The sequence below is a fragment of the Shewanella amazonensis SB2B genome (assembly GCF_000015245.1).
Lineage (GTDB): Bacteria > Pseudomonadota > Gammaproteobacteria > Enterobacterales > Shewanellaceae > Shewanella > Shewanella amazonensis.
Genome location: NC_008700.1, coordinates 1973492 through 1985805, shown reverse-complemented (window position 1 = coordinate 1985805; position 12314 = coordinate 1973492). Strand labels below are relative to the sequence as shown.

The 12314-nt window shown below is 53.6% G+C and carries 7 protein-coding genes; 2 read left to right on the top strand and 5 right to left on the bottom strand.

Annotated elements, in window-relative coordinates; genetic code table 11:
• Positions 1-2: 2 nt before the first annotated feature.
• The 5 genes from SAMA_RS08470 to SAMA_RS08450 form a co-directional block, all read right to left on the bottom strand.
• On the bottom strand, positions 3-260 hold the full coding sequence (locus SAMA_RS08470) for a chaperone NapD (RefSeq protein ID WP_041409749.1): 258 nt from the start codon (positions 258-260) through the stop codon (positions 3-5).
• A gap of 43 nt (positions 261-303) precedes the next feature.
• Positions 304-465 (bottom strand): periplasmic nitrate reductase, NapE protein, encoded by a 162-nt coding sequence (locus SAMA_RS08465; protein ID WP_041409746.1) that lies wholly within the window; start codon positions 463-465, stop codon positions 304-306.
• A 445-nt stretch (positions 466-910) separates the two neighbouring features.
• Positions 911-4780: an ATP-dependent RNA helicase HrpA gene (hrpA, locus tag SAMA_RS08460; RefSeq protein ID WP_011759734.1), complete on the bottom strand. Its 3870-nt coding sequence runs from the start codon at positions 4778-4780 to the stop codon at positions 911-913.
• 113 nt (positions 4781-4893) lie between these two features.
• The gene (locus tag SAMA_RS08455) at positions 4894-5310 is read right to left on the bottom strand and encodes a CBS domain-containing protein (protein ID WP_011759733.1); all 417 of its coding nucleotides are present in this window, start codon (positions 5308-5310) and stop codon (positions 4894-4896) included.
• An 85-nt stretch (positions 5311-5395) separates the two neighbouring features.
• Entirely contained in the window at positions 5396-6379 is a 984-nt protein-coding gene (locus SAMA_RS08450) for an isoaspartyl peptidase/L-asparaginase family protein (RefSeq protein WP_011759732.1), read from the bottom strand.
• A gap of 193 nt (positions 6380-6572) precedes the next feature.
• On the opposite strand from SAMA_RS08450, the gene SAMA_RS08445 reads away from it, so the two are divergent.
• On the top strand, positions 6573-8411 hold the full coding sequence (locus SAMA_RS08445; protein ID WP_011759731.1) for an autotransporter assembly complex protein TamA: 1839 nt from the start codon (positions 6573-6575) through the stop codon (positions 8409-8411).
• Complete coding sequence (gene tamB, locus SAMA_RS08440) at positions 8408-12301, top strand: autotransporter assembly complex protein TamB (protein ID WP_011759730.1); 3894 nt, start codon at positions 8408-8410, stop codon at positions 12299-12301. The genes SAMA_RS08445 and tamB overlap by 4 nt, the downstream gene beginning before the upstream one ends.
• The last annotated feature ends 13 nt before the right edge of the window (positions 12302-12314 follow it).

Sequence of the window (12314 nt, the reverse complement as noted above, 5' to 3'; positions counted from 1 at the left end):
TTTCATTGCTCATCCTCTTCCAGCACTTCGCTCTGGTGATAAACCATGGTGGCCGACATCACGCCCGGCAGGGCGTTAATGGCTTCGATTCCGGCCAGCAATTCTTTCTGGGAGTTGCCCTCCAACACCACCACCAACTTGACCTCGTTATTCACCGACAACTCGGCACCGGGCATTTGCAGAATTAGCCCGCGGACTTCGGCCATTTTTTCTGGCAACACCTGCACTATCAGGCTGGAAACGTGGAGTTCATTGCTCATAGGACATTCCAGTTATATTGATAAATTCTGTTTGGAACCGGGTTCAACCCGCACCCGGTGGACCGGTGAATATCTGGCTGATCCAAATGGCGAACCCCAGAGCAGACACCAGGCCTACTGCCAGGAGCGGCGCCAAAAATACGGTCAGAAAGACAAAGATCTTCAGCTCCAGACTCTTTTCATCTTGTTTGGGATCGGAACTCATGTTTCCTCCATCGGCCTCGGGCATTGCCCCATGTTGGCTGCATCGTTACTTCATTCAGTCAGCGCAGCTTCTCTTTCGATTTCGATCATACGCGTTCAATGTTAACGAACTGTATACCCCTAAATCGGTAAAAAGATTGCCGCTTGATCCAGATCATCTATTTCTATGTATTTTTAGGGGGGTCATGGTTTTCAAGCGCTTAGTTCGATTGCTTTTTATCTTATATGCAGGATATTGCTATTCAGCCTTTGCTAAAACTAGGCTAAAAAAGCGCCAATTGACCAGCGTCAAACGACCGATTTTTGAAAAATATTTACAAAGAGGTAGGCAGATAAAAAACGGGCCGTGATGAAGATCACAGCCCGGTATTCACAATGGGGAGGTACTGCCTGTGTTTGCAGCACCTTTGTGGGAGCGAAACCCAGATTAGGGGGGACACACCAGCCTATTGCTGAATGTGCAGCAACACCCGTTTTTCTGAGATAGGCACTGAGGTTCCCAGCACCTGAGCGAACAAAGACACCCTGAGCTCTTCAATCAACCAACGTGCCTCCAACAGATGCTCAGGTACGGGTTGGCTTTTTGGCACCTTGGCAAGCTGGGCCTCCAACGCCTGCTCCACCTTGTGGATGGACAGCAACTGCAACTTGTCACGCACCGGATCCACTGGCAGCTTCTCCAATCGATGCTCTATGGCTTTTAAAAAGCGGATAATGTCGCTCAGTCTTGCGTGACCACAGTCGGCAACAAACCCCTTGTATACCAATCGGTCAAGCTGCGTCTGGATGTCGCTCATTGCAAAGGCGATATCCAGGCTTATTTTGCCCTTGAGACGTTTTTTGATTTGATTGTGCAGCGTAAGAATTTGCTCCACCTTGAGGGAGATTTGCTCAGCTACGCTGTTTAAGTCGGCACGTACCGCATCCCTTGCAACATCAAAGCCGGCCTTGGTACGTACTTCAAGCCGCTGCTCGTCCAAAATCTGCGCCACAGCAGCATCTATGATGTCTTCAATGAGCAGCTGTACCTGGCCAAAGGGATTAAAGTACATGGCCAGCTTGGCCTTGTTGGGCAGCGCCTGCTGGAGATGTTTTACCGGCGATGGGATATTGATAAGCAGCAAACGACGCACGCCCTGGGCATGGGCTTTCTGCGCCTGGTGCTCATCATCAAACAGCTTAACCGCCACCGACTCTTTTTCGTCCACCAACGCGGGGAAGGCTTTGACTTCATAGTTGCCTTTTTTGCGCTGAAACTGCGCCGGTAAATCATCGATGCTCCACTCTGTCAGCCCGGCTTGCTCAATGCCGGACTTGGCAACCTGACGGATAGCCTTGGCCACAACGCCCTGCAAACTCGCCTTAAGGGCATCGAGATCCCGACCCTCGCCCACCAGCTTGCCGTGGTCATCTTCGATTTTAAAATGCATCAACAGATGTTTAGGCAGCTCAGTCAACACAAAGTCTTCACCGCTTACACGGGTGCCCGTCATGCGCAGTAATTGCTTGGAAAGGGATTCAAGAAGCGGCAAATCCAGTGACATAGCCTGAACTGCCGCGCGGGCATAATCCGGGGCCGGTACAAAGTTACGCCTCAGTGATTTGGGCAGTGACTTAATCAGTGCGATGCATTTTTCTTCCCGAAGGCCGGGCACCAAAAAGTCAAAGCCACTGTCTTCGACCTGATTGAGAAGCGCCACCGGAATATGGACACTGACCCCATCATCCTCTGCGCCGGGCTCGAAATGGTAACTCAGGGCAAAGCTTAAGTTGCCCTGATGCCATACATCGGGAAAGTCCAACTTGGAGATGTGCCCCGTTTGACGGGCATAGAGCATGTCTTCATTGAAGTTTAAAAGCTCCGGCTGCTTACGTCTGGCCTCTTTCCACCAGCTGAAAAGCTTGGGCGCATTGTAGATGCCTTCCGGCAGTCGCTCATTGTAAAAGTCGAACAGCACCTGCTCATCAACCAGAATGTCACGGCGACGGGACTTGTGTTCGAGCGACTCCACTTCTTCCAGCAGTTTTTGGTTATGGAGGAAGAAAGCTTCCCGGGTTTTGAGCTGACCTTCAGCCAAGGCACTGCGGATAAAGATTTCCCGCGCTTCAATGGCATTGATGGGACCGTACTGCACCTTACGGCGATTCACAACAGTAAGCCCGTATAGCACCTGGTTTTCAAACGCCACCACGGCGCCCTGATTGGCTTCGAATTGGGGCTCGTTGTGCTGCTTCTTAATAAGATGCGCGGCAAGTTCCTCGAGCCACTCGGGCTCGATTTTGGCGCAGCCACGGGCAAACAAACGGCTGGTTTCAGTAAGCTCCGCCGCCACTATCCATTTGGGGCCTTTCTTCGCCAACGGCGAGCCCGGGAATACATAAAAGCGGCGATTGCGGGCGCCCAGATATTCATTGTTGTTGTCTTTAAAACCAACATGACTCAAAAGACCCGACAAGAGCGCGCGGTGCAGGCTATCGTAGTCCGCCGGCACACTATTCAGTTTGAGTTTCAGCTCGTGAACACTCTGGCGCACCTGGGTGTACAAGTCCTGCCACTCCCGCACCCTGAGATAGGCCAGATATTCCTGCTTGCACAATTTGCGGAACTGACTGGCGGAGAGTGCCTTTTGCTGCTCCTTGATGTAGTTCCACAAATTCAGCAAGGACACAAAGTCCGAGTCTTTGTCGGCAAAGCGGCTGTGGGCTTCATCTGCAGCCTGCTTTTTCTCAAGTGGACGCTCCCGCGGATCCTGAATGGACAATGCAGAGGTGACCACAAGGGCTTCATGCAAGGCGCCTCTGTCGGCGGCCTCAATGACCATACGGGCAAGACGGGGGTCAAGCGGCACATGGGCAAGCTTGCGCCCAAGAGGCGTCATCTGCGGCAAACCCTTCTTGAGCTTGATGGCCTGGAGTTCTTCCAGCAGCAAAAAGCCGTCTTTGATATGGCGCTCATCGGGGGGCTGAATAAAGGGGAAGCCCTTGATGTCGCCCAGGCCAATAGCCAGCATCTGCAGGATGACAGACGCCAGATTGGTGCGCAGAATTTCCGGATCGGTAAATTCCGGCCGCGACAGAAAATCCGTCTCTTCATAGAGACGAATACAAATACCCGGCCCTACCCGGCCACAACGTCCCTGACGCTGATTGGCACTGGCCTGACTGATAGGTTCGATAGGAAGACGCTGCACCTTGGTGCGATAGCTGTAACGGCTGATGCGAGCCGTGCCCGGGTCAATCACGTAACGAATACCGGGCACAGTAAGCGAGGTTTCGGCCACGTTGGTGGCCAGCACGATTCGCCTGCCGGTGTGGGACTTGAACACCTTGGACTGCTCACCGTAGGACAGGCGCGCGTAAAGCGGCAATACCTCGGTATCGCGGTACTGCCTGCGGGAGAGCTGCTCGGCGGTGTCACGGATTTCCCGCTCACCGTTCATAAAAATCAGGATATCGCCCGGGCCTTCTGCCATCAGCTCGTCGACGGCTTCAAAGATTCCGTCCATTAAATCCAGATCCGGCTCGTCATCCTTCACCAGCGGCCGGTAGCGGGTTTCCACCGGGTAGGTGCGCCCCGACACCTCAATCACGGGAGCCTTGTCAAAATGCGTTGAAAACCGGTCAACATCGATGGTGGCAGAGGTGATGATAACCTTGAGATCCGGGCGCCTCGGCAGAAGCTGCTTTAAGTAACCCAGGATAAAGTCGATGTTGAGGCTACGCTCGTGCGCTTCGTCAATGATAAGGGTATCGTATTGATTCAAATACTTATCTGACGACAGTTCCGCCAGCAGGATACCGTCGGTCATCAGCTTGATATAGCTGTTTTCATTGATGGCGTCCGCAAAGCGCACCTTAAAGCCAACGGCTTCGCCCAATGGGCTTTGCAGCTCGTCTGCGACCCGGGTCGCCACACTGCGGGCGGCCAGACGACGTGGCTGGGTGTGGCCAATCAGGCCACGACTTCCCCGGCCAAGCTCAAGACAGATTTTCGGCAACTGAGTGGTTTTGCCAGAGCCCGTTTCACCGGCAACGATCACCACCTGATGCTTGGCGATGGCCTCGGCGATGTCATCACGCTTTTGCGAGACCGGCAGATTATCGGGATAGTGGATCCGTGGACGCGCGCTTAGCCTGGCGTCCACCTTGGCTTTGGCCGCCTCGGCCCGCTCGGCCAGCCGCTCGAATGCAGCGGCCTTGGCAGTCTCATCTCCGAGACGTTCTATGTCTCTGAGTTCACGACGAATACGGGCTACATCCGATTGATAACATTGTTGTAAATATGCACGGGAGAGAGAGTGTCTTGCAGCGCTCAAAACCGGTTTCCATTGCCTGAAACAAAGACCAGGGATCCTAACAAGAAGTGCGGCATTTGGGTATGAAAAAAGCCCTGACTGGCAGGGCTTTTTAAGCGGATAACATCAAACAATCAGGCCGGTGCCAGATAGCATTGCTGCATATAGACATTCATCGCAGCCAGCACGTGAGTCCGGTTGATAATGCCAATCACCTTGCCGTTATCCACCACGGGGTAGATTTTGGGCTTGGCGCCTGTCATTTGCTCGGCCAGCCGCAGGACGCTGTCATCTGGCGATACCTGCAGCACATCGGTGCGCATCACATCCGCCACGGTTGCTGTTAAATCACAGTGATAGCTGCTTTTGAGCATGGTGGCCAAACAGTCCTGCTGGGATAAAAAGCCCACCAGATGCTTGTCATTATCTACCACGGGTGCCCCATTTTTTTTGTTTTCCAACAACAGCTCTACGGCCGTGGCAAGCGTCATATCAGGTTTGAGCAATACGGCTTGCCTGTCCATATGCTCCCTGACTTTAATTGAATCCATTGCATTCCCCTGTCAGTTGTTACCTTCCAAGTGTAGGAAAAAACTGCGGTGATTGCCTGCCGAGGGATTCGATTGCATCAATCTGTTATTTATCGCGCCAAATCATGATCAAGGGAGCGTCCTTATTTACCCGGCTTGCACGGTACATGCCCTCAGTATTAAAGGGCGTCGCCACATTGCCCTGGGCATCAATCGCGATAATGCCTCCACTGCCGCCAGCCTCCACCAGACGCTGGTTAATCACCTCATCTGATGCCTGAATGACATTTTTTTGCTGATACTTCATCCGTGCACAAATGTCGGCCGCCACATGATAGCGAATGAAGTATTCGCCATGGCCGGTAGCAGATACCGCGCACACACCATTCTCGGCATAAGTTCCTGCACCGATAACCGGGGAGTCACCAATACGACCAAAACGCTTGGCCGTCATCCCCCCGGTCGAGGTCCCGGCTGCCAGGTTGCCGTTTTTGTCCAGTGCAACCGCGCCCACGGTGCCGAACTTGTAGTCAAGGTCGAGGCTGGTGGCCGATGCATGGAAGTCTTTGGCAGCGCTTTCGGCGGCGTTAATTTTTGCTTTGGCATCCAGGAGCTGCTGGTAACGGCTGTCGGTATCGAAGGTGTTGGCTGGCACAAGAGGCATTCCCTGGGTCAGGGCAAATTCTTCTGCGCCGACACCGGAGAGCATCACGTGATCAGATTTATTCATCACCACCAACGCTAAATCGATGGGGTTTTTGATGTGCTTAACTCCGGCCACGGCACCGGCATTCATGGTGTTGCCATCCATGATGGACGCATCGAGTTCATGGGTACCGTCAAAGGTGTACACGGCGCCCATACCGGCATTAAACAGCGGGCTGTCTTCAAGAATATTGATAGCAGCCTTGACCGCGTCCAGACTGTCGCCGCCCTTGGCCAGAATTTTGTGACCGGCGTTTACCGCTTCTTCCAATTTGTCGCGGTAGGCCTGCTCCTGCTCGTCCGTCAGCCTGGCCTTGGAAATGGTACCGGCCCCGCCATGAATGGCGATGCCAAAGGGATTTTCTTGTGCTGACGCCGGGGTCATGACTACTCCAAGACTAAAAAGGGCTGTGAATATCGCGGGATACTTGTTCATCTTATTCTGCTTTAGTGTGACAACTGTGTGTTCTTTTTAACGATTTCGCGCGCCAAACACAATCCCGCCTTGCCGGGCATGCAGGATACAGCGACAATAAAAACCAATGGAGTAACAACTGCAATCCGGGACTTTTGCGCCTTTGAAAGTGAAATTTTTATATCCTCTGACAGCCGCAGCCCTGTTTGGCGCCCTGCCTGTCAGTGCAGCAAACGATCCTTTACTGCGGATAAATGTCAGCGGCGTAGATGAAGCGCTCGAAAAAAATATCCGTGCACACCTGGGTTCCCTGCCGGAGTCCGAGGTACAAAGGCGTGCCTTCCTGTTTAATGTGCAGGACAGCGTTGACGCTGCTCTGCAATCAGTGGGCTATTACCACGGTGAGCTCAACCAAAACCTCATTCGCCATGATAAAGGTCCGTGGGAGCTGACACTGACTGTCTCTCCCGGTGAGCCAACCCGTATCGATTGGGTGGACATCCGCTTTGCCGGTGAAATGCTGAATGACGCCGCCTTTGACACCTGGCTTGATGGCGTCAGCCTGAGGCCGGGTCAGGTGCTCAATCACGGCAACTATGAAAATCTTAAAGCCGAGCTTGGCGCCATCGCGCTGTCCCGGGGCTACTTTGATGGCAAATACACCAAGGCAGAAATCCGGGTAAACCGCGATGAGAATCGCGCTACCATCAGCCTGCATTTTGATTCCAGCGCCCGATATCGCCTTGGCGATGTCAGCTTTGAGGGCCACACCCTGGATGAGGGCTTTCTGGATAGACTCATTCCCTTTGAGCACCAAAGCCCTTATGCAACCCGTCGGCTGTCGGCGCTGAACAGCCGCTTGCAGGAGACCGGTTATTTTCGCTCAACCAAGGTATTGCCACAGCTTGATAAGGCCGAGAACGGGGAAATTCCCATTAAAGTTGAACTGGATAATCGTCCGGATCATTCCATCGAGCTGGGTTTGGGTGGCGATATAGGCTCGAGCAGCGACAGTACCTTCGAGCCCAGGGTCAGGGTGACCTGGCGCACGCCACAAATTAACAGCCACGGCCACTCTCAGGAAACCAGTATCGAGTGGTCGCCCGACCGTCCCAAATTTTTAACCACCTATACCATTCCCCTCACCCATCCGCTGGACGATCAATTAAAACTGAGACTCGGTCTGCTGCGGGATAAATACGGCGTGACCCAGGTATATGAACCCGAAGATCTGGATTTCAGAAACACAGGTCAGTTGGAGTCCAGCAAGCAATTGCTGGGGGTACTCAGGCAGCAGTCTCTGGGCGATGGCTGGTTGATGGGGTATTCGCTGGACTTTATCCGCGAGAGCTACACCCAGTTTGATACCGATTATTCCCCGTCTTTCCTGCTGGCCGGATTTAGTCTGTCCAATACGGTCAGGGGGGATGCGACACTCGACCCCAAGTGGGGTTACCGTCAGTCTTACAGTGTTGACTATGCCGACCCCAGCCTGGGCTCCGCCACGCGTTTAAGCCGCTTTCAAGCCAAATTCAAATGGATTGACACCTTCTTTACCAAGCATCGCCTCGTCGCCAGAGCCGATTTTGGTCTGAACCTGGTGAGCGATGGCGATCTGGCACTGGTGCCACCGTCCCTGAGGTATTTCACCGGCGGCGATCAGAGTATTCGCGGTTATGCATTTCAGGAAATTGGTCCCTATATCGAGTTCACCAATGATGATGGGCAAATCGCCCGTGAAGTCATAGGTGGTCGCTACCTCGCAGTCGGCAGCCTGGAATATCAATATTATCTGACGCCATCGTGGCGTTTGGGCTCCTTTGTTGATGCCGGTAACGCGTTTGATAAGGACAAGTTTGAACCCGTGGTATCGGTTGGTGGCGGCGTACACTGGATTTCCCCCATAGGCCCAATCAAACTCGATTTGGGCGTAGGCCTGACCGAGACAGATACGCTGGAGCGCTCGTGGCGTATACACCTGACTATGGGAAGCGAACTATGAGCCAGGATATGAATCAAACCACGCCGTCAATGGGTTCTGACTCCCCAAACACGCCCAAGCCGGTAACAAAGGTATTGCCTTGGTACCACCCCTGGCCGCTGTTCAAGCTTGTTACCCGATTGGTTGTTTATATCCCGCTGCTCTTCCTTGTGCTGCTGGCGTTGGTGCTGGGTACCCCCTTTGGTGCGCGTATCGCGGTAAGTCTTGCCGCAAGTCTGGTGCCCAATTTCAGCGCCAGCTATGTCAGCGGCACTATTAACCGTGACCTGGCTTTGAGTGATATACGCTGGTCCATGGATGGAATTGCCGTTGAAGGCAAAGCGCTGCTGGTGGAATGGCAGCCATCCTGCCTGCTTGCCAAAGGCCTGTGTGTGCAAAATCTGTCGCTCGACGGCTTAGCCCTGGTAATAGAAACTGACAAACTCCCCAAAGGTGAAAGCGAGCCCGCACCCGCGACTGAAAAGCTGATTTTGCCCTTCAGTATCTCCCTGGATAAGGCGCAATTAACGTCAGTCGATGTACGCGTCGATACCATGAAATTTGGTGCCGATTACCTGATGGCGGCTGCCAAGTGGCAGGAGGATGGGCTAAAAGTCGACGAGCTACAAAGCCGTGGCTTACAGGTGTTCATTCCCATACCGGGCGAGGCAGATACCGGGGCTCAAGGCAGTACCATCACGTCCGATAACACTGCCATGGACAGCGCAGCGCCGACAGAAGGAAGCTGGCCCCTTGCCAGCTTGCCGACCATCGCCTTGCCCATGAACCTGCAATTGCTGAAAGCTGATCTGACTGACACTCACCTTGCCATTCTTGGTGAGGACGAAGTGATAAGTCGCCTGCTGCTGGGAGCGGATTTCGAAGGCAGTGCACTTACGCTGCAGGAGCTTAAGCTCGAACACCCTGAAGCCGAGTTGGAGTTGAAAGGTACTGTGGATTTGTCTGCGGACTATCCCATGGCACTTAAGCTCAATGTCAACACCCACTCGCCGTCACGTTTTCCCGATATCGGCGAGCAACAATTGCAACTCGACGTCAACGGCAACCTGTCACAGCTCACCCTGAAGGTGCAGGCTAAGGGTACCCTGAATTTTGAGCTGGATGCCGGGGCGGCCCTGACAAATCCTGAAGTGCCCTTTACGCTTACCCTGAGCAAGGCAAATGTGGGTTGGCCGCTGCAGGCGCCAGAATACCAGGGTCAGGAGCTCTCGGTAGTGGCAAGCGGTAACCTGAATGCCCAGCAGGCGAGTATCAATGGCAATGTCATTACCCCGTTTCATACCCCGCTTTTGCTTAACGCCGTACTCAGTCATCAGGCGCAGTCTCTTGAAATAACGGAAGCCGCAGTGTCTGGTGAGCCTGGAAATATTCATCTCAGTGGCACACTGAATTATGCCGACGGCCTGGACTGGCGAGCGGGTGTCAGCTTTGACAAGCTCACACCCTCTGCCCTTGTGCTGCCGGAAGGCGTGACCTTACCCAAGGGCAGCCTTGATGGCGCCTTTGAAACCAGTGGCACCTTTGAAACACGCGGCACAGTCAAAAACCAGTGGCAAATCAGCCTTTCCCAAGCGGATATTCACGGCGAACTGGCGGGTTTTCCAGTCACCCTGACGGGCGATGTAACAGTTAATGAGAAACTGCACCTCAGTGCACAGGACTTTTTATTAACTGCCATGGGCGCCAAACTGACCCTTAACGGCAATGTTGAAGACGACTGGGATCTGCAAGGCCTTATTCTGGCTCCAGATTTATCGCTTCTGGCCGAAGGTCTGAACGGCAAGTTTATGGCCAATCTGGATGTTAGCGGTAGCAACAAAGATCCTTTGGTGAACCTGCAAGCCCAGGGCGAAGCAATTAAATTTGGTACAACCCAGCTTGAGTCACTCGCGATAAAGGGCTTGTACCAACCGTTCGCCAAGCATGAATTTGCCCTGTCGCTGAAAGGGAGTGCCTTACAGCTTGGCAGTCGCAAACTTGAGTCGGTTACCCTGGGTGCCAAGGGCGATATCAACAAACAAAAACTGCGGGCAGAAAGCTTTGGCGATATCCGCCTCGATACTGTGGTGGAAAGCCAGTTTGATGAAAAAACGCAGCTGATCGAGGCAAGCGTCACCCGCTTTGATCTCGGCAGCGAGTTTGGTGACTGGGGCTTATCTCAGGATTTGCACCTGACCTGGGAACTCGCCAGTAACAGCGGTACCCTGAACGAGGCTTGTTTTACCCAAGGTAACAATGCGCTTTGTCTGCCGAGACCTGCCACACTGGGCAGTACCGGTGATGTGGCCATCAGTTTCCGGGGAGAGCCCGGGGCCATTATAGATAAGCTGCTGCCAACAAACATGGACTGGAAAGGCAAAGCCAGCCTCGACGCCGCTGTAGATTGGAGCCCCAAACGCAAGCCGGCAGGTGAACTGAGCCTGGTGTTCGAGCCCGGCTCAGTCACACTGTTAAGACCCAAAGGCAAAGTAGTGGAAGTGGGCTTTGAAGCGCTGTCAGCCAAAGCCAGTCTCAGTCCCGAAACGCTGACCGCAGATTTGAACCTGCGCTCCTCCCGGCTCGCAACGCTGGATAGCCGCGTCGAAATTGCTGTGACACCCGACCGGGCGCTGGGCGGATATATTCATCTTGACCGGATACAACTCGAAGCGCTGAGAGAGTTTTTACCCCAGCTGGATACCCTCCAAGGTGAGATAAGCAGCGAGCTCACACTGGCCGGTACCCTGATGTCGCCTGAGGTCAGTGGCAACCTTGCGCTGGCCAATGGGGCATTTTCCGCCAGTGCCAACCCCACTCTGATAAGCGATGTTGACATGCTGCTGGCTTTTGCGGGCCAACAGGCCAGCCTCAATGGCAGCTGGGTGATGGGCGACGGTAAAGGGGGCATCGAGGGCTCCCTCGCCTGGCCCGATGGTCAATTCAGTGGTGAATTGGCCGTGAAAGGCGACAAACTGGCGGTAATAGTGCCGCCCATGGCATTACTCGACGTATCACCCGATGTGACTCTTACTTTTGATGCGGCCATGTTGGATCTCAAGGGCAGCGTCAATATTCCAACCGGAAACATCAAAATAGTGCAGCTTGCAGAAGGTGGGGTCGCCGTATCCCCTGATGTGGTATTTGATGACTCCATTGCTGAAGCTGAACAAAAGACCAGTCCTTACGGTGTGACGGCCGATCTCAATATTCGGGTTGGCGATCAGGTTAAAATTGAAGGCATGGGCCTTAAAGGCAGACTCGACGGTACCCTGCGATTACAGCAACAAGCCTTCAAACCTCCTTTACTTTTCGGTGACGTAAAGGTGCTCAGTGGCAGCTACAAGTTTATGGGTCAAACCCTGAAGATCCCCAAGGGGGAAGTTCAGTTTGTCGGCCCTCCGCAGCTACCTAACCTCAACATTGAGGCCATTCGTGAGATAAAAGACGAGGACCTGATTGCCGGTGTCAGGATCACGGGTACAGGTATGGCGCCCGAGGTAACCCTGTTCTCCAATCCATCAAAAGAACAGGCGGAGATCCTGTCTTACATTCTCAAAGGTAAAGGCTTTGCCAGCAACGGCAGCGGCGACAACAATGCGTTGATGATGGGAGCGGCACTGTCGCTGAGTTCATCCCTGTCGGGGGGGGCCATTGGCAACATTGGCAGCACGGCGACATCCCTTGTCGAAAAATTTGGCTTCTCCAACGTACAGCTGGATACCAATGATGAAGGAAGGGTTGCCATCAGTGGCTACATAGGAGAAAACCTGATGGTGAAGTATGGCGTGGGAGTGTTTAATCCAGGCTACGAAATGACGGTCAGGTACTATCTGCTGTCGCAGCTGTATCTGGAAACTGTGTCTGGAACCGTTGGCCAGTCGCTGGATATCTATTACAGCTTCGACCTCTAGCGTTAGCCTGCGC